Consider the following 23,834-nt stretch of genomic DNA (forward strand, 5'->3'; position numbering starts at 1 on the left):
GCGGGTTTAGCGACGGGGACGGGCGCGGTCCATTTTAATGAGTGACTGTTGAACCAACACGTCGGCGTACACCAGCTCCGCAGCTTGGCGCGAGGGACCCGGCTGCGAGGATTCGGCCAACAGCCGGTCGGCTTCCTGGCGCAGCTGCATCGCCTTTATCATGTTGTCGTTTGAGGAGTTGAGGGCGGCCATCCGCTCGCCTTCCGTCATGGCGTAGCGGCCCGGATTCTTGAGTGTGGCATTCATTTCAATGCTTTGCTGCGTCATTTCGTCGGCAATCTTGTAGTAGCCGAAGGCAGTAGCAATCTTCTTCTTCTGCATCATCTCCTCGTAGGCGAAGGTCGAAACGGCGGCTTCTTCGCGCTTGGCCTGATACTGGGAAGAACTCATGCGGTTGTTGCCGGCCGTGGCCCCCGCGCCAAAGCGGGAAAACACGTCGTACACGGTGTTCAAATCCTGCTGGGGGTTGTTAAGCTGCAGGGCCTGCCGCAGGCGTTCAGCTTTCTGAAACACGGGCATGTACTGGTTGCTCTGGCCCCGGCCCGACATGGACAGCGCCCGCGCAAACAGCTCCTGCGGGTTGGAGAGGCGCAAATCCTGAATGCTTTGCACCTTCCGTAAGTCGGCCTGCACCTGCCGCTGCAGCTGCAGCGTCTGGTCAGTAATGTCCTTTACCTGACCGGTAATATCCTTGGTGACGCCGGCAATCTGCCGGGCATCTTTTACTACCTGGTAGTTCTTGACGGTTTCGGTCCACTGGGCCAGCCGTTTGGCGAAGTCGCCAATGTGAATGCCCATGTGCAGCGGGTCATTTACTACGGCTTGCGCGGAGGCCTCCTTAGTGGAGAAAACCAGCGTAACGGCCAGCAAAGCGGGCAAAAGGAGCTTTTTCATAGTCGTAAGCTTTTAGGTGAACGGAAAGTAATCAGCGGCCACTCGCGGCTTCCGGCCCCAACTGGCCGGCCGCCGCCGTGGTAATCAGGATGGGGTAGCCATCGGGGAGCAGCACGTCGCGCAACTTGGTGCGCGTTTTGGGCCGGGAGAGCACCGTCGCCGCGACGCGGCCCCCGACGCCCACCACCGAGTTAGCGGCCGACGCCGAGCGGTCAATGGCGGTACTGATTTCCTGCGTGGTCTGCTGCTGCAGGTCGCTGCCGGCCATGGAGGCATCTTTGGCAATGCGCTTCACCGGGTCAATCATGATGCCGGGCATGTAGTTGAAGTCGTAGATGTCGGCATCGACTCGCGTTGGCCCGAGTCGGTTTACTTCCAGCGTCACGTTGTTATTGCCCACCGTAGCCACGGCCGCGAAGACCATGTTTTTGGGGAAGGTCACGCCACTGACTACGGCATCTTCCAGCAAGCGCAGAATGACCACCGAGCCGGTGCGGACCTTCTGCTCCCCGTTGATGACGCACTTAAAAAACACGTCGGGAGTGAGCTGCTGTTGCTGCTGGTAGTTGCCCTGCGCCATCATGCGCGAGGAGTTGCCCACCTTGACGGTATTGAAGCCATCCATGCCAGGGGCATTCATCCGGGTTGCCAGCAGCTGCGCGGTCTGGTTGGGGTCCCGGTAGCGTTTGCCCGTCATGCGCTCGTATGCAGCGCGGGTTTCGGGCGGGGAGCTAGCCAGCATCGCCAACACGTCCGGGTCGGTTTCAAACGGGGTACCGTCCGCGTCCCGTGCCGGCACCAGGCTACGGGCAGCCGAAGAGGAGCGCCGCCGGCCACCGCCGCTGCTGGCCGTGATACGGCGACGGGGCACCACCAGCGTTTCCGAGCGGTAAGAGCCGGTACTCGGGTCTTGAATAGTCGTCTCGATGGTATCTACGTCGGCCGCGGCCACGCGGGCGGCCTCGGCCCGGCGGGCTGCCGCCTGCGCGAAAGCCTGAGCGCGCCGCCGCCGACGCAGCGCCTGCCCGGTCGTATCAACGGCAAACACATCAACCACATCTTCATCGGTCGGGGTAGCCGGGGCCGATTTGGCATCCATCTCGGCGCGACGCTGGGCCTCGATTTGGGCCGAAGGCGAGGCGACGGGCGAAACCGGCGAGGTTTCGGGCGAAGCAATTTCCGGCTCAATGTTCGCCGAGGCCGCCGCTACCGGCTCCTTTTCCTGTTGGGCAGCTTCCTTCGCGGACTTAAGCCACAGGAACAGGCCCCCGACTACGAGCACCAGCAGCAGGCCGGCAAAGGCCATCCAGTTGGTGCGCAGAATTTCGGTAGGCGTACGTTTCCCGGCCACGGCCGCTGGCCGCTGCTCCGGCTCATTATCGGGGTTCGGCGGTCGAACGGCCGGTTGATTTTGGGAGGTGATGGGTTCCATAGGGATGGGGGCCGGCGGCCTTAAATGGTGGAGGCGCGGTTAATCACCCGCGAGGGCACCGGCAGCACCAGCACCCGTGCCCCGTTGAGTTCGCGCAGGGTTACTTCCAGGTAGCCGCGTTCCGTGGCGGCGTACAGGGGAATGGCATAGGTCAGGTAGCCGGTGGTGCGGCCGGTGATAATCTGATTGGCCAGCCCGCCCGAGGGAGCCAGCGGCCGGCGCGCTTCGTTCTTTTTGCGGGCCAGAAACTTCTTCTGAGCGTTTTCCACCAACTGGAAGTCGGTGAAATCGACGTTGTAGTCGATGTTGGTCTTGTTGATGACCTTGAAGCGCAGGTAGGTGAAATCCTTGTCGTTGCGCACGTTGGCCAGCGACAGCACCAGGTCATTATCCACCACGGCTACCGCCTGATGCTCTTCCTTGGCCTTGCGCAGCTTACTGAGTTTGCCCTCGACCCTGCTTTTCTTCTCCTCTTCCTTATCAAGTGCCAGCTCGTTTTCCGGGGCCGAGCCGGCCGCCGTGCCGATGCCGCTCATGCCCAGGGCCCCATCCTTTTGAAAGTCGTAGAGTTGCAGAACCGGCCGGTTGACAAACACGAGACGCCCCATCCAATACTTCGAGCCGTAGCGAATCAGCATGGGCGTAGGCGGCGCATTCTTGCGTTTGGCGCGCACGAACACGGCATTTGCTTCGATTTTGACCAGGTAGTTATTGGCCATGCCCACATCGACGAGCGACACCGGGCCACTGAACACGAGGTAGGTAGTGGAGCTGTCCGAAACGGCCACGTCCAGCAGAGTTTCATTGGCTACTACCACCGAGGAGGGCGGGCGCTGGGTGCGGGCGGTTTGGGCCGAGGCGCCGGCAGCGGAAAAAAGCAGGCCCAGCAGGGCCGGCAGGATATAGTTAGGCATGATTGACATCAGGTTTAGGGGTTAGCGAGGAGCCGGGCCAGCCGGCGCGGGAGTGGTAGCGCCCGGAGCCGGGGCCTCATCGGGGGCCGGGGCCAGGCCACTTTGCGCTTCCTGCAGGCGACGCTGCCGGTCGGCTTCCTGCGACTGCAGCAGCTCCGTTTCTTCCCGCGTCAGCGTGGGCGTGTAGGGGATGTAGTCGAAGTTGGTAATCAGCAGCCCGTAGGGGTTGGCATCCGAGCGGTTGGTTTCTTCCAGGTTGAACTTGGCGGCCAGCGGCAGCGGCTCTTTCTGCTGGCCGCCGATGAAAATGCGCTGCTTGATGTAGACCTGACCGGCCCAAGGACGCTTGCTCATGTCCACCAGCACACTATCCACCGTCACGACGTTGCGGGCGGCGTATCGCTCGTAGTTCTGCAGCACCTGGCCCCGCGTGAAGCCCTCGTAAATTCGGCGGCCCCCGCGCCCCTCAATCAGCGGCAGGGCCGCATCCAGGTTGGCCTTGTAAGTGTATTGGTCGTGGCCGAACATGGTTTGCATGAACTGGCGCACCAGGTTGCGGGCCTCGTAGGCGGTGTGGGCATCCGTGCCGGCCGAAAGGGCCGCCACCGAGCCGGTTTGCGAGACGACGTACACGCGCTTACCGCTGTTCTCGTAGGCCCGGTACACCAGGAAGCCCGAGGCCAGGGCGACCAGCAGCAGGGCTAAAACACTCCCCAGCGCCAGGTTGCGCATGGTGGAGAAGGAGGTACTCAAATCTTTGGCGGAATCCATCGTATAACTGGTTAGAAGGTCAGGCTGGAAGGGTGAAATCAGGTCGCTTGGGCATTTTCTTCCCTACCGCCCCATCATGTGAGCAGTAGACAAAACCCTATCAGAAGAGGGGATTTAGGTAGTCCAGAGGCCGGAGGCCCGCTGCCGGTAGGAAGGGTTCAGCGCGTCCGACATGGTAATGGATGGCAGGCCCGAGGAGGCGGAGCTACTGGCTTCACCGCCACCCCCACTGCTGCTGCCACCGCCATTAGGGCTGCCTGCGCTGCCACCACCACTGCCGCCACCGCTACCACTGCTACCGCCGCCGCCAGCGTTGCCCATTGCCCGACCCACGGCCGAGGCCAGACCGCCGCCGCCGGGAGCCGCCACCCCGGCTACCGTCGTAGCCGCACCCATTGCCATACCAGCCATCTGGCCGGCGAAGCCCTGCACGGCCGAGGAGCCGATGAACATGGACGTGAGGTAGGGCACGATGATGTAGAGCATCACGAAGGCCACCGACATGAGCATGAACTTGGTGTCATCCACCGATTGGGCCGGCCCGCCGCTGGCCAGGATGCCGCCCGCGACCCGCTGGGTATCGGCAAAAAAGCCGTACATGGTATCCAGCAGCACGAACGTGAGCCCCCACATCTGCACGGCGATGAAGTTCTGCAGCCACTTCATAGCTAGCTGACCAAAGGCCGGAATGACGGAAAGCGTCATGGCGATAGGGCCGGAAACGTAGAGGAAGCCCAGGATGAACTGTTGCAGGAACGTCATTATTTCCCGGACGATAAGCACGGTGGTAGCCGTGAAAAGCCGCGTCATAATGCCCGAGAAGGTAAAGGAGCTGAGCGTGTCGGAGATGCTGCTAATCATAGCCGCCGCCCCCGATACAATGTCGCCCATCCCGATATTGTCATTGCTGGCCGCTGCCGCCACCGCCGGCGGCGTGGTCAGGGCGCTGAGGGCTTCGGCCGCGGACTGGTCGGTAGAGAATAGGGCCGTAAAGGCCGCAATGCCGGTACCCAGGGTATCAATCAGGCTCTGGTAGAAGAAGAGCAGGAAAAATATCCAGGTAGCCTTGATAATCGGCCCCCAGTCCATTGCCAGGCCGCTACCGCTGATAAAGCCGCGCCCGATGGTGTAGAGCAGGGCGATGCCCATCAGCGAGGGCGTCAGAAACCGGCAGGCCGTGAGCACAATGGCTAAGGTCTGGTCACAGGCGCGCAGAAACCCCGGGTCGATGCCGTAGGCCACCATTAGAAAGTTGCCCATCATTTCCCCCCGAGCTTGCGGCTCTGCTTATCTTCGACAAACTGGTCCACGGCGTAGTCGAGGCGCTGCACTTTCACGTCCTCGTACTGTATCTCCCCATCGGTGCCGACCACGAGCTGGCCGGCCTTGTCCACTTTAGGGCGGCGGTTGGTCTGCTGGTAGAACTTTACCAGCTTGTTGAGGTGGTTGCGCTCCACCGGCTTGGACGTCAGGATGGCATCGAGCTGGGGTGAGGCCTCCAGGGCAAATACCTTCCCTTTGGCTCCCTGCTTGATGAAGAACTCGCGCAGGGCATCAGTCGAGCGCACCGACTTAATCAAATCCATCTCGTGGCCCGTCAGACCGAGTGGCGCCTGCAACTGGGCAAGCGAGTCCGGGTTGATGTGGCGCAGGATAATTTTGGTAGCCGAGTTGTTGATGATGGCCGGGCCAATCTTGCTGCTGGTAATCTCGGTAATGCCCTGGGTGATGATGGTCACCGAGCCGTTGGTTTTCCGAATCGTGCGGTACATGGATTCAATGAACTCCGAGAGCACCCCGCTGAGCATCGTCCAGGCTTCGTCCAGGGCGATGTACTTCACGTCATCCGGGAACTTGCGGAACAGGTCCAGGCTCAACTCGGTGATGAGCATGGCCACCACCGGGTACAGGTCGGGGTCGGCCTGAACTTTGGCTAGGTCGAAGCAGATGAGGCGGTACTCGCTCAAATCCACGTCGCGCTTGGCGTTGAGCACCCGCTCGTAGCGCCCGCCGGTGATGTACTGACCCAGCACCAGGAAGAACTGGTGCATGTCGATGTACTTCATGTTTTTCTGGTACTGCCGGCGCGCCCCGTCCAGCGGGTCTGCTTCCTGCCCTTCGCCGGGTACCGATACCGGCTTTTGCATAGCGGCGTCGTAGCGCTCCACGAAGCGGTAGAAGCTCTCCATGCCGGGAAACTCCTCATCCTTCTGGCCCAGCTTGTCGTGCTCGTTGAGATACACGTAGTATTCAATCAGAAACCGGCTGAGGATGGTGCGCTCCGACTTATCTAGGCCTGTATCCTTGCCCCCTTTCCAGAGGGCGGCAATCAGGGCCAGATGGAAGTTGGTTTTCTCATCGTTGTAGAGCCACTTGTTGCCGTTGGCTTTGTCTCGGGGCACGATGAAGGGGTTGAACTCAATCGGGCGCTGGGGGTCGTACTCGAAGTAGGTGTTGTCGAAATCCTCCCCGTTCAGGGACTGCAGCACGTTGCGGTAGGTGCCGCCCACGTCCATGATAATCTGCCGCGCCCCCTTCTCGTAGCGCTGCACAATCAGGTTGCCGAAGGTGTAGGACTTGCCCGAGCCGGAAGGCCCGATAACCATAGCGTTCTGATTGTCCAGCGCCGTGTTGAACAGGTTGACCTGCACCAGATTGCGGAAGCGGTCCGTGAGGTACTCTCCTACCGGGTCGGTTTTGTAGGTAGCGGTCCAGTGCATGTAGCAGGCCCCCCGGTCGGCGGTGGTGGTCAGCCAGCGGTCCGGCACCTGGTTGGCGTTGCCCGGCAGCAGGCCGAAGAACACCGGCAGGGCCAGGTAGCTTTCCACGACGCTTTCCGTGCCGAACATATAGCGGAAGGCGGCCGTGGCCCGCTCGACGTTTTCCCGCCGGCTGGTATCGTTGGTATCCCACAGCATAACCGAGAGGTGCAGACCCACAATCTGCTTATTTTCGGCCCGAACCTCGGCGGTGAACTCCTCGACTTCGGCCGCCCGCAGGTGGTTATCCTGGGTGGCCAGGAAGGAGAGCGAGGCGTTTAGCTTGCGGTCGGTATCCAGGCTGCTTAGCTCAGCGCGGGTATCCTGAATCATCAGGGCCTGCGTGAGCACGTGCGGGCACTGGAGAATATGCGTGAGCGGGTAGAGCATGGGCGCGGTGACACCGTAGCTGTTTTTCACGGCCGGGTAAGCGTCCGAGCCTTGCCCCACCATCGACAGGACATTGACCTTCTGCTCGCCCACGCTGAACGTGCCCATATCGTTGCCCATCTCGCGTTCCTGCCGGGTGGGCTGGCCGTCGAAATTGAGGTTGAAATACTGCAGGTACAGCTGGTGGATTTCCTGGCTGCTGAGCCGCTCGAAGGCGACGCCGCCCAGGTTCTTGATGCCCTGAATGAATTCGACCGCGCCGCTTTCGGCTACCTCCAGGGTTTGCACCAGCTGCGCAAAGGGATTCTTGAGCACGGCCTCGCCGGCGCGGGCTACCAGGGCATTGACCGCGTTGGTTTTGGGCGACTTTACCGACGCTGGCGCAAACGAGATGAACAAGTAGGACTTCTGGAACAGCACCAGCCGCTCGTAGAAGTGCTTGTTCATCTTGTTCTCAAAGTAGGTCTGCTGGGTTTTGTCTTCGCGGTAGGGCCGGTCGTAGTAGATGTCGGTTTTCTGCACGATGCTGCCCACCGGCAGGGCCCGCAGCACCCCGACGAGGGCGGCCTGGAAGGCCTCGTAGTCTTCGATGGTCCAGCTTTCCATTTCGGCCGGCTCGACCAGGAAACCTACGCCGACGCGCCCATCCTTGAACACGACCTTGTCGCCCTCGAAGCTATGCACCGGCATCACCGCGCTAAACGCGGTGGTTTTTGGCTTTTTTGTCATGAGCGGGAGTTGGTAAAGGCCCCACGGCCAGGCGGCGGGGCTGAATGAAGGTGAAGGAGAGCCACCCCATCAAAAAGCCGGGCGCTTGCTTGCGGCTCAGGTAGCGCAGGCCCATAATGAGGCCCAGTTCTGCGACGATGACGAGCAGGTAGATAATGCGGGGGATTTTGACCGCCATCCCCAGAAATCCGAGCAGCAGCACGGAACCGATGAACAGGCCAACCATGATGCCCAGGTCCTGAATATTCATTCCCAGGACCTGGGCTGGTCGCTCTATAGACTTGTAGGAGCGCATGAGAGCGGAAACTCAGGGCTTAGCGTACGCCCCCTTCGCCGCCGCCTACGGCCCCTACCAAATCGTCCTTGAACAGCTGGAAGCCGAACCACAGAATGACCCCGCCGACAAGCCAGCCCAAAGAGCCGAGCGCATCCGGGGCACCCTGCACGAACTTCATGACCACGCGAATCAGGCCGATAATCAGGATAATGGCGAAGATGACCTGCACGATGCCCACGACGGTTTCCTGCACTCCTTCGAGGGCGCCCTGAGCGCTACCGCTTTGGGCAAAAGCCGCCCGGTTAGATAACGCCAGGGCCGTCAGCATGGCGTAGGCGCGTTTTTCTGCTTTGGATGGTTGGTAGGCGTGTCCGGCAACAGCCAATTTCTTGGCCAGGGAAAGGGGGTTGGTGAACATGGGGGAAAGGGTGTTGGAAATGGAGTGTGAGGGCGCTTATCTCCCCGGAAGCGGTGGAAAACGGATTAGGCGCAGCGCAACAGCGGCTGGCTTACTGGCGCAGGGCTGGCACGCGGCAGCGCCCGGGCCAGACAGGTCTGGCCTGGTGCTTAAAAGCAGTTGGGGGCGGCTGGGGCGGGCACTGGAAGAAGTGGGAAGGCCGGGGCGGCGGGTAGCGGGGATGAGTGAGGTAGCATAGCGGGAGGGTAGAAATGAGAATGAGTAGTTGCTCGTAAGTAGGCCGGGTGCCGGCAGCCGGGGCCGGCTTACTTTCCGGGATACAGCCCCGTCAGCGCCGCTTTCTGGCTGGCATTCTTGGCCGCGAGGGCTGCCCGCTTGCGCTGGCGTAGCTCTACCTGCTTCAGCTGATTGGCTTGGTCATTTTTGGTCGGGGCGGCCGTCGTAATCGGGTTGTCATAAAGGGATTCCGGCACGGCATCATCTGCCGCAGATTCTGGGGCTGAATGCGCAGTTTCAGCCCCAGTGGCCGTTTCAGTAGCTGGAACTGCCGCTGCTTCCTTGCCCGCAGTGGTCGGGCTTTCCGGCTCGTCGATACCCAGCCTATCAAAAACCGACACTGCCGCCGTACCTAGCGCGTGAACCGAAGAGACTACCGGTGGCGCAGCATCGGCCGGCGTAGCCTCTGACTCCTCAGTGGCCGGCACCTCTGCTGGTATAGCGGCCTCATTCTCAGCTGCAGCATCCACCGCAGATTCCGTAGCCGCCAGCTCCCGCGCCGTGATTTGGTCGGCTTCCATGCGGTCCGCTTCCGCCTGTAGCTCCTGCTCCTCCTTGGCCCGGAAATCCTCTTCGGGCATCAAGCGCGAGATGGGGTTGTCGGCCGACAAGGGCGGCGCGGCTTCGGCCGGCGCGGGCGCTGGCTTTGGCCCATAGTGAAAGGAGCGCACCGACCGGTGGTTGCTGGTGGCTACCAGCACCTCCGGCTCGCCTTTGCCGTTGCCGGTGAAGCGCCACCACACCAGCCCCAACAGGGCCGCGAGGGGCAGAAGTACCAACAGGAAGAACAGGGCAGCTTGCATACTGGCGATGCTTTACGCCCGGTGTTCTGATAAAGTTCTGAAAGATTTCTAAAGTAATTCTTTTAAACTTCTTAAGAGTTTCTGCGTTAGCCGCAGTAGTCCGTTTCCGCAGCCTCCGCACCCATTAAGCTGACCGGCGGCTAATCGTACTATTTTGGCTTTTTGAGTTACCTGTTTGCAGCGTTTAGCTGCAATTTGTGTCTTTGTGGATTCTTTGCGTAAGCATCTGTCCACTCACACCTTTTGCACTATAACACCAACTGTTTACATGGTACCATCTCCACACATTTCGGCCCCGCTGGGCTTCCCCGACCTAAAGCTTTCCGTCCCCTATGCCGACGCCATCCGCTACGCCCAATTCCGCCTGTTGATGCTGGCCAAAGGGGAGTTGAAGTCGTTCTGCGAACAGCATGAACTGCCCTACACCAGCATCGTGGGCCTGAAAAACAACTCCCTCAAACGCGAAGAGCCGCGCTTACTGCAGCGCCTGCTCCGCAGCCTGGCCGTCGATACGGAGGTAATCCGCATCCCCCCCAACAGCCAGAGTCCCCGCTTCCTGTTTCCCACGGTTGAAGCCCTGACCACTTTTCAGCAGCAGCTCAAGTGCTTTGACAGTGGCAACCCTCCCCTTCCCGAATCCGAAGCCGCCACGGGCGGCGCGGAATCCCCTACCCCGTAACCACGACCGGATAGCCTTCCTGGTAGCTGAGCGGTACTTCTCACCGCTTTTCTTTCCCCGCCCGGAGCTACTGGTCATTTAAGACCACCAGTAAGCTACCCGCGATGAATGCACCCCGTGAGAACGACCCCAACGAGCTTGACCGGTTCAAGCGTGATATTGACCTCGTAGACTACGCCGAGCGGCAGGGCTACCAGATAAAAAAGGAAGGCAAGCGCGGCGACTGGCACCAGCTCGAAAAAGACGGAGAGGTGCTCATCGTCACGCGCAAAGACGACCATCAGGTGTACCTCAATACCGGCGACGACCGGGATAGGGGCAGCGTCATTGATTTTGCGAAAACCCGGGGCGGTGATGGCCACGGGCTGAATTTGGGGCAGGTCCGCCAGCAGCTACGCGAGTATCTGAATGATGGGCCTGCCCCAACTCGTGCCTATGCCCCGGCGGCCGACGTGGCCCGTCTTAACGCGTTGCCCGTCGGCAACCCCGACCACGAGCGCCAGGCCGAGGAAGACCGCCGGACGCGGCTGATTTCCGAGGTGCTGGGCGTGAAGCGGGAACTGACCGACCGCACGTACCTGCACGGCCGGGGCATCGAGGACCAGACTATCGACAGCCCGGCTTTTCAGGGCCGCATCTTCACTGCGCAGCAGAACGAGCATAAGAACACGGCCTTTCCCTTATACAACGCCGAGGGGCTGGCCAGCGTCGAGCAGAAGAACGAGCACTACAAAAACCTGCTTCCGTTGCCTAAAAACGGCATTTGGGTATCCCACTCTACCGAGGGAAAAGGCACCCAGGTGGAGCGTATCATCGTCAGCGAATCAGCCATTGATTCGCTGTCCCACCACCAGCTGAAAAGCGGCCAGGACCAGAAAAACACTATATACATTGCCACCAGCGGCACGCCGACCGAGGCCCAGGTAGCCCTGATTCAGCGGGTGATTGACAAGCAGGAGCCCCGGGAGGTCGTGTTGGCCAACGACCGCGACGCCGGGGGGCGGCAGTTCAACATGAACTACCTAAACGAACTGCACCCGGCCCGGCCGCTGGTGCCCGTGGCCGAGCAGGAAGCCTACAAAGAGCCAACGCGGCCGGTGGAGTGGCACGCCACCAGCGACAAGTACCACACGGGCTTGAAAGTGACTTATCACCACGACTCGGCCGAAGCCGGCGCGCAGCAGGTGCAGCAGCTCAGCGACCGGGTAGGCCAGATGAACGGCACCCAGGAAGCCGGCCCCACCATTGCCCTGGAGGTGCAGCGCAGTTCCGACCGGGAAACGGTACTGCGGTTGTCGGTGGCCAAAGCCGACACCGCGCAGCTGGAGGTGCTGACCCACGAGCTATACCGGCAGCGCGAACAGCTACGCCCGGAGCCGGAGCGCCAGCAGGAGACGTTTCTGCGGGTAGATTACCCGGTAGCAAAGGACTGGAACCGCGACCTGGAGTTAACCCGGCAGGGCCTGAATGCCGAGCAAATCCGCGCCCAGGCCCTGCGCGACGAGCAGCAGCGCGAAGCGGAGCGGCAGCAGCGCCTCGCCGAGCAGCACCGCCAGGAGCAGGAGCAGCGCCAACTGGCGCGCCAGCAGGAGCAGCAGCGCCGCGAGAACACCCCGGCAGCGCAAGAGCAGCGCGAGGCGGACGACCGCCGGTTTAATCAGGCCGTGCTGGGCGCGGCCGTCGCCAGTGCCGACGCCACGCCGGAGTCGCGCCCTTTCCGCTCCTACCAGTCCGAGCAGGAAGTCGCCGCGCACACCGCGCAGTTTGTGCACGCCCGCGATGCGGGGTTGGTTTTGCTGAAGGAGTACATTAACGACAACCCCGCCCCCACCGGCCGCAAGGTGGATGAGGCCGAGCAGCAGGAGAACCGCGACCGGGCGCGCTACGCCGAACGAAACCCAGCCCCGGCGCTGGCCACCGCACCGGCCGTTGAGGAGAAAACCGCGACGTGGAAGATTGACGAAGTTGCCCCCAACACCACCGGCCGCGCCGAGGCCTGGAAGGAGGTGTTGGATAACAGTTCGTACAGCTACAAGACGAGCGAAATCCGCAGCACGATTGACGAGCAGGGCATCCGCCGCGCTGAGTTCGATATGACCTATCGTAACGACCAGCCCGATATTGCCATCATCCACGCCATCATTACAAACACCAACGCCCGGGCCGAGGCCGGTCAGGAAGTATATACCGGCGTTAGCGTCAGTGAGAGCGAGGCCGACCGCGCAGCACGTCAGGTAGCCGCCGGGGCCGCCGCCATTCAGCCCCACAACCGCGACCGGAGCAAGGACCAGGCGCCGGCAATGACAGCAACTGAGGGGCAGCCGGAGCCCCGGGCCGCCGAAGCAGTACCCGCGCCGCAGGGCGACGAGAAGCAGGTCATTATCAAGGTTGACGAGGTTGCGCCCGCGCCGGGTGCCCGCGGCCAGGCAGAAGCCGTGAAAGAAGCTGTGGCCAGCAGCGGAGCGAAGACCGGCGACATTCAGAGCACCACCGATGCCAAGGGCATTCGCCACTCGGAGATGAAGGTTTCGTACCGGACAGACCAGCCTGAAATTGCCCGCGTCAGCCAAACGCTCGATGCCGTGGCCAGCCAGCAGGGCAGCAGCGTGATTGAGCACAGCAGCGACCGAGCCGAGCGACGCGAAATCAGCAAGGGCTACGAAATCGCCCAGCCGCAGCGTAGCCAGGAAATCACCCGGTAGCCGGGCGCTTCGCGCCCGTCCACCGCGCCGGGTTCGGCGTTTTCATGCCGATTAAGAAAAGCCGTCCCGGTTCTCTGGGCGGCTTTTTTGTGCCGGTCTTAGGGAGGGTTCATTCGTTGTCGTTGCCACTAATTTCCCGTTTCTAAGACGTGAGAGTAGCTTTTCAATAGTAGAAGCGGTGCTAAAAGCAGCTAACTAATAGCTTTTATAAGCCAAGGATTCACCAGTTGGGCGTGTCCCTTCGGGCCGGGCTATCCAGGGCTGCGGCTACGCCTTCGGTCCTTCGGACTAAACCCTTCCTATCCCTCACACAACGGGCCACGCCGGAAAGCAAGTCTGCTGTCTCCGCTCCCGTTGGTCGTTACGACTACAGACCCGCTTTCCGGCCGCTACGCAAGCCTACTGTCTTCACCCCCGCTGGTCGTTACGACTGCAGGCCCGCTTTTTACCTCCCGCCCGAATACCAAAATTAGTGGCCCAATGCTGCCCAAACGGAATCGGGAAACGATTGGGGCAGTGGGGAAAAAAGGCGGCATAAATCTATGCAAAACGCGCGTTAATAAATGTACATAATGCAACATAAAAGGCGTGATTTGCGTTTAATAAGTATATAACAACACACACAACAGCAACCGCTTATCATGAAAAAGACCACTAAATCCGCCGCCAAGAAATCCACCAGCAAGGCCACTGCCGCCCGCCCCGACGTGTACCAGATTGTGACCGACCGCATTATTTCGGCCCTCGAAGGCGGCATCATTCCGTGGCGCAAGCCGTGGAACGCGGTTTATGGCTTGCCCCGCAACTACGCCACCGGCCGCGTTTATAGTGGTATCAACCTGTTTTTGCTGCATTTCAGCGGTGCCCTGCCGTTTTTCATGACGTTCAAGCAGGCCCTCGAAATGGGCGGTAATGTCCGCAAGGGGGCCAAAGGTCATCAGGTGGTGTACTACAACGTTTCCACCCGCGAGAACAAGCAAACCGGCAAAGAGGAGAAAATGCCCTTTCTGAAGTATTACACCGTGTTTTCGGTGGAGGATATCGAAGGCATTGAGTTTGATTTGCCCAAAGTGGAGAAGCGCGAATTCACCCCCAGCGAGGTAGCCGAGGGTATTGTGGAGGCGTGGGACGGCAAGCCCGCCATTCAGCACCTGCACCAGCGCGCCTACTACTCCCCTTCGCTGGACTTTGTGAATATGCCCAAGCCGGAGACGTTCACCACGTCGGAAGGCTACTACCAAACCCTTTTCCACGAACTGACCCACAGCACCGGCCACAAGGCCCGCCTTGACCGCGCCGACCTGACCGCCGGCGAAGGCAAGCAGAGCCTGAGCTATGCCCGCGAGGAGTTGACCGCCGAAATGGGCGCTTCGTTCCTGAGTGCCGCCGCCGGCATTGCGACCGAGCAGACCGAGGAAAACGCCGTGGCTTATATCCAAAGCTGGTTGGAGCGGCTGAAAAATGATAAGCAGCTAGTCATCAAAGCCGCCAGCAAGGCCCAAAAAGCCGCCGAGCTGATTCTGGGTCATACCAACGAGCCGGACGAGCCGCAGGCTCAGGAGCAGCCCGCCGAGCAGTTGCAGCAGCCGGAGCGCGGCGCGGTGATGGTGGCCGCCACGAGCGAGGCAGCACCCGAGCTTGACGCCATCGGCCGCGAGTACGCTGCCGCAGAGTTGAGCTGGCTAGCCGCCGCTTAGCTCTCAGGGCCGGGGTAGCAGCAAAGCCGCTGCTACCCCAAAGCTCCTAGCCCTAGCCATAATTCTAGCCCTAGCTCTAATTCTAGTCTCTTTCCTGATGAAAGCCAGCGAAGCCCCCACCATTCAGCACCCCAGTTGGAACCAGTACCGCAACCGGATAATAGCCGCCATCGCCGACGTGGAGGTAATGATGCAGCAGCTTGGCAAAGGCATTAACAGCGAGGTGCTGACCGAGGAGGTAGCCGAGCGCCTGATGATGGAAATAGACACGCCCGAGGCGTACGAGGCGCTGCTAAAGCTGGTTCGGGCGACCCGGGCAATAGCCCGCGAGGGCCTGCGTATGACCCGCGAGGAGCAGGGAGGCCAATACGCCTTGCTTCTCGTATGATTCCCTTCTCCTTTCCATCTTATGCTACCTACCCATGCCAGCATATAATGATTTACCCGTAGGCGAGGCCGTGTATTACCCCTTTGAGAAGGCGGTAGGGCTGATTTATGAAACCTATACGTTCGTTGACGGACCCGACCACCGGCCCGGCGTTTCGCTGCTGCTGAGCGACGGGCGCAACGTGGGCGGCTTCAATGCCGAGGAGGCTGACCAGTACCTGGTGCCGCTGGGTGATACGGGCCTTCGCTACGAATTTGCTGACGTCGGCCAGCTGGCCGGCGACTTCCGGCGCGGCGTGTTTGCCGAGGCCTTCCACAACGCCCACGTCCTGCACCTATCGCGCACATTAGCCAGCGCCCCGCAGCGCTAAGCCGCCGGCCGGGCCTGACCAGCCCGGCCGCTTCTTCATCCCTAACCAGTACCCCGATGAGCCAAGCCGATAAATTCGACCCCACCGCCCGGACTTACGCCGCGCAGGAGGCCTACTTAGCCATTGAGCAGCAACCCCACGACAAAGCCGAGAAGCAGCTGCTGGAGCAGGCGCGCTGCTACGTCCGAGCCCACAGCCACCAGAATGATTTGCGCGACCTAGCCGGCGCAATCCGGCAACTGATGGGTGACGCGTACCAGGTAGGGTGCGGCAGCTCTCATATCTGGGTTAAGCGCTGCCCAACCGACGCCGGGCCGCGTGGCCCGGAGCGGCTGGCCGTCGTCGCTGACCAACTGACCACGGCTTACCGGGATTGGTTCGAGCCCAGGGTGCCCGGAGGCCCCCGCCGTAGTATCCGCACCGAGCAAGGCTTGCCCGTTGCCGGGGTTCCAATCACTACCAGCACCCCTACGCGATGACTGAGCGCGTGGCGTGCATACTACACGAGTAGCCCCGCCGCCATCAAGCCACCGAGCGCAGCAGCCTTCCCGGTTGTTGCGCTCTTTTTTTGCCCATTCCAGCGGGGGCAGTGGGGGAAAATCAGATGTAAAATGCGTTATTATAAATGCACAAAGTGCATCTATTTGGGTATGATTTGCGTTTAATAAGTAAGTAGGAAACGCACCTAAACCCCTTTCTGATATGGAAATTACCCCCGTTCCCCAGCCCGCCGCGCAGCCCGTCGTTCTGGCTGGCCCGCACCTTTTCAATCTGTCCAATGTGCAGATGTTCTACGGCGGTGCCGGTGCCGCCCTGACCGTGGCCGCATGGTGGAAGAAGCTCCCCGCTACCGTGTTTCTGCAAGTCACCCAGCGCGGCGATGCCTTGTTGGCAACGATGGTCGGCGTAACCGCCGGCGGCCAGGTGGTGACGACGCCGGCATACTACTTAGGCCCGTTCCGCATCGAGGGTACCGAACGCGTATTCTCTACCGTTCGGGAGCTAGGCGAGTACCTGTTGGCCCAGCGTACCGCAATGGTGCCGACCGAGGACACCGCCACGGTGCTGGGGCTGGATGGGAGCCTGACCGAGATACGCCCGAGCAAAGGCAAAACCTTCAAATTCGACCAGCTACGGCCCCTTATCGGCGCTGATACGCTGGACATTCACTATTTCCAGCACGGCCCGCTTGCCGGCTATATTCTGGTAATCGACGACAACGGCAAATACAGCGGGGCCGCGCTCAATTTGTTGGCTACGGCCGCTTGGTTCGACACCTACCCGCCCGAGCAGTACAGCCCAATTGATGTAGTAGTCGGCACCGTTGTTCTAATGAAATCCGAGCAGCTGCGCTAGTTACTTCAGGTAAGAAAGCCGCCCCCAACCGGGCGGCTTTTTTCGTGCCCGTTCCGCAGAAACCTGCTGATAAAATACGCATAAATAAATGTACAAAGTGCATCTATTTAGGTATGATTTACGTTTAATAAGTATAGCAAAGCTGCTCACCCTTTAGCTCTCTTTCTATGCTGACCGCCCCCACTCCCGCCCCCGTTGCCACGCTTTCCAATGCTGGCCTGATGCTGATGGTACAGTCAGCCCGCAGCAACCTACGGCGCGTGCTGAACCACCCGGCTTTCACGCCGGAGCGCCGCCAGAAGGCCGAGGGCCTGATTAGTAAATCCATTGACGCGGCCCAACTGATGAAGTGGAAGGCCCTGGCCATTGCCGAGAGCGAGAAATGGGAAGACGCTCAGCTTGAGAAAGAAGCCCGTGAGTTAGGCCCAGCCGCTCACCCCAACTACCTCTATTAGTTCCTACCCAAGTCCTTACTCCGATGAAAAAGACCAGCCCAGAAACGCCCGCTTTCAACCAGCCAGTTTACCATTTTCAGCACCGCGAGAACGGTAGCCTTATTGTAGTCCGGGGCGAGTTGTCCGATTTCTATGGCTTCTATGATATAGAAGAGTTTGCCGGCACCGACCAACAGGATGCCGCGCAGCGGGCCGATGCTGGCAACTGGAAAGACCTTGCTGACTTCTTGTACTTGGAAGTGCCCGCCGAAGGGGCACCGCGGATTCTCGAACTCGTCGCCGGCACCGTAGACCAGGTGCAGGACGTGACTGCCCAGCACCCCGGCCCGTTTCGCATTCCGGGGCGGGTACCCTTCACGGCCACTGACCAGGCCGACGAGTACGCGACGCTGAGCGACCTGGCTGCTGAAATGAAGCCCCAGCCCGCGCAGTACCGGGGGCGCATCGTGGCGCAGGGCGGGCTACTCCGGTGGTTTGCGTTTGAGGAAGAGATGGGCGGCAGCGGGGAATGCCCGTGGGAGCCGGTAGAGTTGAACTTGGGAGCCTACCCGCACGATTCGTACGCCTACCATTCCGGCAAGCGGGCCACCCCGGAGCAGGGCCAGGGCTACGGCACTGTGACCCTGTGGCAGCAGCCAGACGGGGCGCAGCGGTACTACGTCGAAATTGCGCCCATTGAGGGACATGCCTTTCCCTATCTAGTGGCGCACACGCCAGCAGAGGTGCGTAGCTGGTATGATTTCCGGTTCACGCCCTACGCCCCGCCGACTGTCTGATTAAACTGGTCCACCCCCGCTCAGACTGGGAGGTAGGCCATTTTTTCCTCCCCACCGCCCTTGTTTTGTTCGCTACTGTAACATCGTAGGTTTATTATATGAACTTGCGTTTCAAAGTCTTATTTGCCGGATTAGAAACCAGACATAAGCTATAGCTCAGGCTAGCTTTGCTTCAGGATAGTTTTGCATCTCGCTCTTACCGCCGCTTATCCTCACTTGCACACTATGACAGTCAATGATTTGCTCCAACATCCAGTTCTTGATATCCCAAAGGATTGGCGGGAAAAAGGTAGGGAATCATACTATCAGCACGTCATACAGACTATCAGAGAGTACACTTCACTTGTCGATAAACTGGATGATTTTGAGGTAGATGGCAGTAAGATATATATGGGGCAAATACCTAATACTGCTTTCATCCAACACCCAGTAAGGAATATAAATCAAGCTCTGATACATGCACTGCAACGCTATTTCAATCAAGGCAGTCCAAGTGTAGCTTATAAGATGTTTGCCGAGTTCTTTGCTCAAAGCACGAAGGGCCAGCAGTATGCCATGCTATCCCCTGATTCTTTTCTTACTTCCAAAATACTGCGCGAAAGCGATGTGCTATACCGCTTGCGGTCAGAAAGCGCGTATGCGCCAGATGCTGCTGGCATGTTTCACATCCCATTTGACAGGCGTTATTTAGTAGCTAACCAGCGATTCAGTATATCAGGTTACCCTTGTCTCTATGCTGCAAGTTCGGTCCACCTAGCTTACAAAGAACTCAGGAATCCTGGCTGGACGCCAAGCCTTTATGCAGCAAAGCTTAAGGCAGTACGTAATGAGATTGGTCAAATTGTGTTATTGGATTTACGCAATCATGTCAGCGAAATGCGTCGCAAGCACATAAACAGACCACACTCGTATGATGGTCAGTTGATGAAGTTCTTTGCCACTTGGCCTTTAGTGATGGCAACGAGTGTCCCAGTCCGAGATTCTGACAGATTTCACGAAGAATACGTTATCCCTCAACTGGTTTTGGAATGGGTAAACACGACTAGCCGAGGTGGCGGTAGAGGTGGATTTTTTAGCGGAATATCATTTTCATCTTCACGATTATCCCCAGAAGACCCAACTTATGCTGATGCTTACAATGTGGTTATCCCTGCGCATAGCTCTACTTCAAAGGGGTTGTGCCCAGTACGCACAAAGCAGATTCAGGTATCATCTCCTATCACAATCGAAAGCCTAGACCCACATACACTGAGTAATGCTATTGCTGATAATCAGCATGCTCAACTGCTTCAGGATGCCTTACAAACCAAGGAATTTGAAACCATCCACCCATATAGAGGATAGCACTATCATGCGTATGCCAATAGCTAGTTAACTATTTGGCTCAATCAATGTGCAATTGAACTAGTCATTATTGAAGTGTAGAGAGTTTCGTTGTGCAACTACACCAGCGGGCCATATTTTGCCGTATTCCCCAATGAGGAATTTACCAGTGCATCAAGCAAAGAGGTAACTTTCCGGCTGGTATTACCCTTCATCCTCCTTATGGCATCGACTTCCGCGCCCGCGCCCATTTCCTTCAAGGTCACGTTAGACAACACCGACCTGACCATCAAAGCTTCGACGCTGGCGGAGCTGCTGGACGGAACCCGGATGCTGAAAAAGGATATTGTCGCCTTGTGGAACATCAACCCGCGCACCTACGATAAGCGCCACGACCAGCCGGGCGGCATGACCCAGGACGAGCTACACAAGCTTGCTGCGGCCCTGAAAGTGCCGTATCTGGACATTGCTAAACTGGTGTACCAAGAGTGCACGGCCGACCCTAACGCTCGTAAAACGCCACTCAACAAAGCCGAGTAACATCTTGTGCTGCGATGAACATTGACGACCTGCTAGTTCCACGTCACCCCCTCCCGCGCCTGCACGAGCAGCAGGTACAGGCGTTGCAGCAGCTGCCGGAAACGGAACGCGCCGAGCAGGCGCAGCTGCTGCGCATGGGCAATGCGGCGTACCGATACCACCAACTAGCGGATGGCCATCTCACAGAAGATGATTTTCACCACTGGCTGACTGGGCTACCGCCCCGGATGCGTCAGGCGATGACCGCCGCCGGCTTCGCGGCCGCAAATAGCAGTTGGGCTTTTCGACGCCATGTGCTAGAACGCCGTGACCTCGGATACACGGCTTTTATGCAGCAGCAGCTTTCGGCCGAGGACTGGGATTTTCTGCAGCAGCAAGGCGTTGAGCCCGCTTAGGCTCTGTTCTAGCGCTGGGGTAATAAATTCGCGCTAATCTCCAACAGAGGCGGTTTTTATGTTACCCGAAGGGTAAACTCACTTATTCCTTGTAAAGTGAAAATACCTCTTATTTTAGGGTCTTGAAAGCATGGTTAAACCCTAACCCCACTCGTTGTCATGGCTATCAAACCCGGACCAAAACCGAACAAACAAGATGGTACACCCGATGAAAGAAGGCGAGTTACTCCAGAAAATCAACCGAAGCACCCCGATTTAAAGCCTCACAAGCACAAGAAAGGCGCTTGATAGAATCACATCAGCAATCGAGTTGAAGCCGTGTCGTTGGAATTCCGACGGCCGGTCTTCTCCGCCCGCAACGCAAGAACCCTCGCATCAACTCTCAATAGGTTGGTGCGAGGGTTCTTAGCATTTGGCACTTCCGTCAGGGGCCGCATTTATCGGATAGCGCTCAATACTTAGGTAGCGCCCATTTGGCGTAAAGGTCAGGAAGTAGCGCTCCGGGCGAGAATGGCCTGTAAATCAGCTGGGATGGGCATGGACTGCTCCGCCGGCACGTTGGCCCCGCCGGTGTTGCCGGTGGGGATGCGGCCGAAAAGCGAGAGCGGAAAGCCGCCGATGAGGCGCACGAGCTGGCCCAGGATTTCGCGCCCGTCGCGGGTGCGCAGGCCGTGGCGCAGCATCAGCAGGTGCGTGTGGGTGTGCGGCAGCGCCCAGCGCTGGCCCAGAACGTGGGCGCGTTCGAGGTGGACGAAGGCCGCAGCCATGTTGTGGCGGCCAGCAGCGGCGCGGGCAGCCTGCAGCTCAGCGCGGTAGTACGGGCGTAGGTGGGAAGGGAGACGGAAGTTGAGCATAGGGTCGGTGGCTCAGCCGGGTGGTGCCCGCTCAATTAACGCAACGCCGGCAGAGGCTACAACTGCGTGCTGATGACCAGCATTCCAGCGAGTACATACAGGAAGAAGCGTTGCAGCTTATGGACGGGTTTATGGTGTTCACACATGCGCCTGTAACAGCGGCTGCCTGGCTGCTGGTTCAGAATTTACTGGACTGTCGTGCCAACTATGTGGCTGCGGGCTTCCTGCTCCCCCTGCTGGCTTTCGTGCTGCACGTAGTATTCCAGTTGGGTACCGGGGGCGAATGCATCCTGGTCGTGGTAGGGCGAACGGGCGTTGACGGCCACCCGCTGCCAAGGCCCGGCCTCTCCGCCCACGCGGCGGAAAACGTGGGCCACTTCCAGCATTTCTTTGGAAAAGGCCAAGTGCCGGCCGGTGGGGGTCAGCGTGAGGTCAATTTTTGCGGTGTGCATAGCGAATGAAACTTAGGGGGTAAGGGTGGGATGCGTTTGCAGCCAGCGCTGAAACTGCTTGATTTCCGGCTGTTGGTCGCGTACGATGCGCCGGGCGGCCTCCCGCAGTTCGGCGTTGCGGCCAAACGCCAGCTCCGCCTGGGCCAGGGCCACGCCGCTGCGGTGGTGCAGCGCCATAAGCGTGGCAAAGTCGGCATCCAGGCTGCCGGGTAGCACCGGCAGCTGACGCAGGGGAGCCAGTGCCGCCGCGATGCGCCGCACGAAGGGGTCTTTGCGGTTGCCCGGTCGGTACTCCTGCCCGGCGGGCGGCTCGCGCTTCAAAGCCAGAGCGAGTACATGGGTATCCTTTTCGTGGCTTTTGAGCACCTGCTGAGCCATTGCGCGCAAGGTCGAGTCTTTGCCCCGCGAGAGTTGCACGGCTGCCAGGCGCTGGGCTCCGGCGTGGTGCACGGCCATGAGAGCAGCAAAGTCCTCGTCCCAGCAGCCAAGGCGGCGCACCGCATCCAACTCGCGTACCATGAGCTGCAGGGAGTCGGCCAGATTCAGGGGGGCAGCTGCCGTGGCTGGGGCCAGAGCGGGCTTGGCCGGACCATGGACTTCGGCTTCGTGCGCCGCCGAATCGTCGGGCTCGGAAGTACAGCCGCTCACGGCCAGGGCCATGAGCAGGGCCGCCAGTAGCCGCGCCCCGCCGAAACGGAAGCAACGGCCGTGAGCGGCAGCCAAGAGCGAGCAACGCAGGATATGGAGCATCAGTAGCAGGGTTACATATTCAGGGCCCCCAGGCCCGAGGCGTTGAGGCAGGCTTCCTTAAAGGCTTCGGCGTAGGTAGGGTGGGCGTGCGACATCAGGGCCACGTCTTCGGCCGCGCCGCGAAAGCTCATCACGGCCACCGCTTCGGCCACGATGTCGGCAATGCGCGCCCCAATCATGTGGACGCCCAGGATTTCATCGGTGTCGGCGGCGGTGAGCACCTTTACCAGCCCTTCGGTATCGGCCCCGGCCAGGGCCCGGCCGGAGGCGCTGAACGGAAACGAGCCCGACTTATAGGCCAGGCCCTGCTCCTTCAACTGCTCTTCGGTGTAGCCCACGCCGGCCACTTCGGGCCAGGTGTACACCACGTTGGGAATGAGCAGGTAGTTGACGTGCGGCTTCTGGCCCGCAATCCGCTCGGCCACGAACACGCCCTCATCGGAGGCCTTGTGCGCCAGCATGGCCCCGCGCACCACGTCGCCCAGCGCCCAGATGCCGGGCACGTTGGTTTGCAGCTCGTCGTTGACTTTCACCCGGCCTTTCTCGTCTACCTCCACCCTGGCCGCGGCCAGGTTCAGGCCGTCGGTGTAGGGCCGGCGGCCCACCGATACCAGGCAGTAGTCGCCTTCCAGCTGCAGGTCGGCCCCGCCGGCCGCCGGAGTGGCCGTCAGCTTCACCGTCTCCCCTTCCCGCGCTACGGCCGTGACCTTGTGGGAGAGGTAAAATTCCAGGCCCTGCTTTTTGAGGGAGCGCAGCAGCTCCTTGCCCAGGGTGCGGTCCATGCTCGGAATAATGGCGTCGGTATACTCCACGACCGATACTTTGCTACCCAGCCGGGCGTACACTGACCCCAGCTCCAGGCCGATAACGCCGCCGCCCACGATAATCAGGTGCTTGGGCAGCTCACGCAGCGCCAGGGCCTCCGTGCTGGTGATGACGCGCTCCTTATCCAGGGTGATGAAAGGCAGGGTGCTGGGCTTGGAGCCGGTGGCGATAATGATGTTCCTGGCAGTGAGCCGCTGCTCTTCCCCATTGCCCCCGTCCGTTGGCACGACGCGCACGGTGGTGGCATCCTCGAACGAGGCCACGCCGTGGAGGATGTCCACCTTGTTTTTCTTCATCAGGTACACCACCCCGTCGCACACCTTGCTTACCACCTTATCCTTGCGCTCCATCATGCGCGGCAGGTCGGCGCGCAGGTTGTCGGCGGCAATGCCGTGCTCGGCAAACTGCGCCGTGGCTTTGTGGTAGAGTTCGGTGGATTCGAGTACCGCCTTGCTGGGGATGCAGCCCACGTTGAGGCAGGTACCGCCCAAGGTGGGATATTTTTCGATGATGGCCGTTTTCAGGCCCAGCTGGCCGCAGCGCACGGCCGCGATGTAGCCGCCGGGGCCGGAGCCGATGATGAGAACGTCGTAGGAAGAAGCAGACATG

The 23,834-nt window shown here is 60.1% G+C and carries 24 protein-coding genes; 11 read left to right on the top strand and 13 right to left on the bottom strand.

Features of this window, described 5'->3' with window-relative positions:
• Nucleotides 1-6: 6 nt before the first annotated feature.
• From BUB62_RS17720 to BUB62_RS17760, 9 genes are all read right to left on the bottom strand, one after another.
• On the bottom strand, nt 7-894 hold the full coding sequence (locus BUB62_RS17720; protein ID WP_073112467.1) for a hypothetical protein: 888 nt from the start codon (nt 892-894) through the stop codon (nt 7-9).
• A gap of 31 nt (nt 895-925) precedes the next feature.
• A complete protein-coding gene (gene traM, locus BUB62_RS17725; protein ID WP_073112469.1) occupies nt 926-2,326 on the bottom strand; it encodes a conjugative transposon protein TraM in 1,401 nt (466 codons plus the stop codon).
• A 20-nt stretch (nt 2,327-2,346) separates the two neighbouring features.
• A complete protein-coding gene (locus BUB62_RS17730) occupies nt 2,347-3,240 on the bottom strand; it encodes a DUF4138 domain-containing protein (protein WP_073112471.1) in 894 nt (297 codons plus the stop codon).
• Nucleotides 3,241-3,261: 21 nt separating this feature from the next.
• Nucleotides 3,262-4,011 carry a hypothetical protein gene (locus tag BUB62_RS17735; protein ID WP_073112473.1) on the bottom strand — a complete coding sequence of 250 codons (750 nt, stop codon included), beginning with the start codon at nt 4,009-4,011 and terminating at the stop codon, nt 3,262-3,264.
• 114 nt (nt 4,012-4,125) lie between these two features.
• A complete protein-coding gene (locus tag BUB62_RS17740; protein WP_159437492.1) occupies nt 4,126-5,271 on the bottom strand; it encodes a hypothetical protein in 1,146 nt (381 codons plus the stop codon).
• The gene (locus tag BUB62_RS18835) at nt 5,271-7,889 is read right to left on the bottom strand and encodes a VirB4 family type IV secretion system protein (RefSeq protein WP_143164267.1); all 2,619 of its coding nucleotides are present in this window, start codon (nt 7,887-7,889) and stop codon (nt 5,271-5,273) included. The genes BUB62_RS17740 and BUB62_RS18835 overlap by 1 nt, the downstream gene beginning before the upstream one ends.
• A complete protein-coding gene (locus BUB62_RS17750) occupies nt 7,858-8,139 on the bottom strand; it encodes a hypothetical protein (protein WP_073112477.1) in 282 nt (93 codons plus the stop codon). Before BUB62_RS17750 ends, BUB62_RS18835 begins: the two co-directional genes overlap by 32 nt.
• A gap of 64 nt (nt 8,140-8,203) precedes the next feature.
• The gene (locus BUB62_RS17755) at nt 8,204-8,584 is read right to left on the bottom strand and encodes a hypothetical protein (RefSeq protein WP_135398391.1); all 381 of its coding nucleotides are present in this window, start codon (nt 8,582-8,584) and stop codon (nt 8,204-8,206) included.
• Between the two features lie 305 nt (nt 8,585-8,889).
• Nucleotides 8,890-9,663: a hypothetical protein gene (locus BUB62_RS17760; protein ID WP_073112480.1), complete on the bottom strand. Its 774-nt coding sequence runs from the start codon at nt 9,661-9,663 to the stop codon at nt 8,890-8,892.
• A 268-nt stretch (nt 9,664-9,931) separates the two neighbouring features.
• On the opposite strand from BUB62_RS17760, the gene BUB62_RS17765 reads away from it, so the two are divergent.
• The 11 genes from BUB62_RS17765 (at nt 9,932) to BUB62_RS19230 (ending at nt 20,344) form a co-directional block, all read left to right on the top strand.
• The gene (locus BUB62_RS17765; protein ID WP_073112484.1) at nt 9,932-10,342 is read left to right on the top strand and encodes a hypothetical protein; all 411 of its coding nucleotides are present in this window, start codon (nt 9,932-9,934) and stop codon (nt 10,340-10,342) included.
• A gap of 104 nt (nt 10,343-10,446) precedes the next feature.
• Nucleotides 10,447-13,044, top strand: coding sequence for a toprim domain-containing protein (locus tag BUB62_RS17770; protein ID WP_073112486.1), 2,598 nt, complete (start codon nt 10,447-10,449; stop codon nt 13,042-13,044).
• 641 nt (nt 13,045-13,685) lie between these two features.
• Nucleotides 13,686-14,741, top strand: coding sequence for an ArdC family protein (locus tag BUB62_RS17775; protein WP_073112488.1), 1,056 nt, complete (start codon nt 13,686-13,688; stop codon nt 14,739-14,741).
• A gap of 97 nt (nt 14,742-14,838) precedes the next feature.
• The gene (locus tag BUB62_RS17780; RefSeq protein WP_073112490.1) at nt 14,839-15,129 is read left to right on the top strand and encodes a hypothetical protein; all 291 of its coding nucleotides are present in this window, start codon (nt 14,839-14,841) and stop codon (nt 15,127-15,129) included.
• A gap of 34 nt (nt 15,130-15,163) precedes the next feature.
• Nucleotides 15,164-15,499 (top strand): hypothetical protein, encoded by a 336-nt coding sequence (locus BUB62_RS17785; protein ID WP_073112492.1) that lies wholly within the window; start codon nt 15,164-15,166, stop codon nt 15,497-15,499.
• Nucleotides 15,500-16,201: 702 nt separating this feature from the next.
• Nucleotides 16,202-16,855: a hypothetical protein gene (locus BUB62_RS17795; protein WP_073112497.1), complete on the top strand. Its 654-nt coding sequence runs from the start codon at nt 16,202-16,204 to the stop codon at nt 16,853-16,855.
• A gap of 167 nt (nt 16,856-17,022) precedes the next feature.
• Entirely contained in the window at nt 17,023-17,310 is a 288-nt protein-coding gene (locus tag BUB62_RS17800) for a hypothetical protein (RefSeq protein WP_073112499.1), read from the top strand.
• Between the two features lie 23 nt (nt 17,311-17,333).
• Nucleotides 17,334-18,086, top strand: a complete 753-nt coding sequence (locus BUB62_RS17805) for a hypothetical protein (protein WP_073112501.1) — start codon at nt 17,334-17,336, stop codon at nt 18,084-18,086.
• A gap of 225 nt (nt 18,087-18,311) precedes the next feature.
• Complete coding sequence (locus BUB62_RS19225) at nt 18,312-19,430, top strand: RES domain-containing protein (protein WP_143164268.1); 1,119 nt, start codon at nt 18,312-18,314, stop codon at nt 19,428-19,430.
• Nucleotides 19,431-19,631: 201 nt separating this feature from the next.
• The gene (locus tag BUB62_RS17815; RefSeq protein ID WP_073112504.1) at nt 19,632-19,949 is read left to right on the top strand and encodes a hypothetical protein; all 318 of its coding nucleotides are present in this window, start codon (nt 19,632-19,634) and stop codon (nt 19,947-19,949) included.
• Between the two features lie 14 nt (nt 19,950-19,963).
• A complete protein-coding gene (locus BUB62_RS19230; protein ID WP_143164269.1) occupies nt 19,964-20,344 on the top strand; it encodes a hypothetical protein in 381 nt (126 codons plus the stop codon).
• A 485-nt stretch (nt 20,345-20,829) separates the two neighbouring features.
• On the opposite strand, the gene BUB62_RS17820 is transcribed toward BUB62_RS19230, so the two are convergent.
• From BUB62_RS17820 to lpdA, 4 genes are all read right to left on the bottom strand, one after another.
• Nucleotides 20,830-21,198 carry a DUF3703 domain-containing protein gene (locus BUB62_RS17820; RefSeq protein WP_073112506.1) on the bottom strand — a complete coding sequence of 123 codons (369 nt, stop codon included), beginning with the start codon at nt 21,196-21,198 and terminating at the stop codon, nt 20,830-20,832.
• A gap of 185 nt (nt 21,199-21,383) precedes the next feature.
• Nucleotides 21,384-21,650 carry a hypothetical protein gene (locus BUB62_RS17825; RefSeq protein WP_073112507.1) on the bottom strand — a complete coding sequence of 89 codons (267 nt, stop codon included), beginning with the start codon at nt 21,648-21,650 and terminating at the stop codon, nt 21,384-21,386.
• Between the two features lie 12 nt (nt 21,651-21,662).
• A complete protein-coding gene (locus BUB62_RS17830; protein ID WP_084539183.1) occupies nt 21,663-22,400 on the bottom strand; it encodes a DUF305 domain-containing protein in 738 nt (245 codons plus the stop codon).
• 11 nt (nt 22,401-22,411) lie between these two features.
• The gene (gene lpdA / locus BUB62_RS17835; protein ID WP_073112511.1) at nt 22,412-23,833 is read right to left on the bottom strand and encodes a dihydrolipoyl dehydrogenase; all 1,422 of its coding nucleotides are present in this window, start codon (nt 23,831-23,833) and stop codon (nt 22,412-22,414) included.
• Nucleotide 23,834: the final 1 nt, after the last annotated feature.

Source organism: Hymenobacter daecheongensis DSM 21074 (genome assembly GCF_900141805.1).
Lineage (GTDB): Bacteria > Bacteroidota > Bacteroidia > Cytophagales > Hymenobacteraceae > Hymenobacter > Hymenobacter daecheongensis.

Coding starts and splice junctions, on each gene's coding strand:
- BUB62_RS17720 (WP_073112467.1), bottom strand. CDS start 894: ATGAAAAAGCTCCTTTTGCCCGCTTTGCTGGCCGTTACGCTGGTTTTC.
- traM (WP_073112469.1), bottom strand. CDS start 2,326: ATGGAACCCATCACCTCCCAAAATCAACCGGCCGTTCGACCGCCGAAC.
- BUB62_RS17730 (WP_073112471.1), bottom strand. CDS start 3,240: ATGCCTAACTATATCCTGCCGGCCCTGCTGGGCCTGCTTTTTTCCGCT.
- BUB62_RS17735 (WP_073112473.1), bottom strand. CDS start 4,011: ATGGATTCCGCCAAAGATTTGAGTACCTCCTTCTCCACCATGCGCAAC.
- BUB62_RS17740 (WP_159437492.1), bottom strand. CDS start 5,271: ATGGGCAACTTTCTAATGGTGGCCTACGGCATCGACCCGGGGTTTCTG.
- BUB62_RS18835 (WP_143164267.1), bottom strand. CDS start 7,889: ATGACAAAAAAGCCAAAAACCACCGCGTTTAGCGCGGTGATGCCGGTG.
- BUB62_RS17750 (WP_073112477.1), bottom strand. CDS start 8,139: ATGAATATTCAGGACCTGGGCATCATGGTTGGCCTGTTCATCGGTTCC.
- BUB62_RS17755 (WP_135398391.1), bottom strand. CDS start 8,584: ATGTTCACCAACCCCCTTTCCCTGGCCAAGAAATTGGCTGTTGCCGGA.
- BUB62_RS17760 (WP_073112480.1), bottom strand. CDS start 9,663: ATGCAAGCTGCCCTGTTCTTCCTGTTGGTACTTCTGCCCCTCGCGGCC.
- BUB62_RS17765 (WP_073112484.1), top strand. CDS start 9,932: ATGGTACCATCTCCACACATTTCGGCCCCGCTGGGCTTCCCCGACCTA.
- BUB62_RS17770 (WP_073112486.1), top strand. CDS start 10,447: ATGAATGCACCCCGTGAGAACGACCCCAACGAGCTTGACCGGTTCAAG.
- BUB62_RS17775 (WP_073112488.1), top strand. CDS start 13,686: ATGAAAAAGACCACTAAATCCGCCGCCAAGAAATCCACCAGCAAGGCC.
- BUB62_RS17780 (WP_073112490.1), top strand. CDS start 14,839: ATGAAAGCCAGCGAAGCCCCCACCATTCAGCACCCCAGTTGGAACCAG.
- BUB62_RS17785 (WP_073112492.1), top strand. CDS start 15,164: ATGCCAGCATATAATGATTTACCCGTAGGCGAGGCCGTGTATTACCCC.
- BUB62_RS17795 (WP_073112497.1), top strand. CDS start 16,202: ATGGAAATTACCCCCGTTCCCCAGCCCGCCGCGCAGCCCGTCGTTCTG.
- BUB62_RS17800 (WP_073112499.1), top strand. CDS start 17,023: ATGCTGACCGCCCCCACTCCCGCCCCCGTTGCCACGCTTTCCAATGCT.
- BUB62_RS17805 (WP_073112501.1), top strand. CDS start 17,334: ATGAAAAAGACCAGCCCAGAAACGCCCGCTTTCAACCAGCCAGTTTAC.
- BUB62_RS19225 (WP_143164268.1), top strand. CDS start 18,312: ATGACAGTCAATGATTTGCTCCAACATCCAGTTCTTGATATCCCAAAG.
- BUB62_RS17815 (WP_073112504.1), top strand. CDS start 19,632: ATGGCATCGACTTCCGCGCCCGCGCCCATTTCCTTCAAGGTCACGTTA.
- BUB62_RS19230 (WP_143164269.1), top strand. CDS start 19,964: ATGAACATTGACGACCTGCTAGTTCCACGTCACCCCCTCCCGCGCCTG.
- BUB62_RS17820 (WP_073112506.1), bottom strand. CDS start 21,198: ATGCTCAACTTCCGTCTCCCTTCCCACCTACGCCCGTACTACCGCGCT.
- BUB62_RS17825 (WP_073112507.1), bottom strand. CDS start 21,650: ATGCACACCGCAAAAATTGACCTCACGCTGACCCCCACCGGCCGGCAC.
- BUB62_RS17830 (WP_084539183.1), bottom strand. CDS start 22,400: ATGCTCCATATCCTGCGTTGCTCGCTCTTGGCTGCCGCTCACGGCCGT.
- lpdA (WP_073112511.1), bottom strand. CDS start 23,833: ATGTCTGCTTCTTCCTACGACGTTCTCATCATCGGCTCCGGCCCCGGC.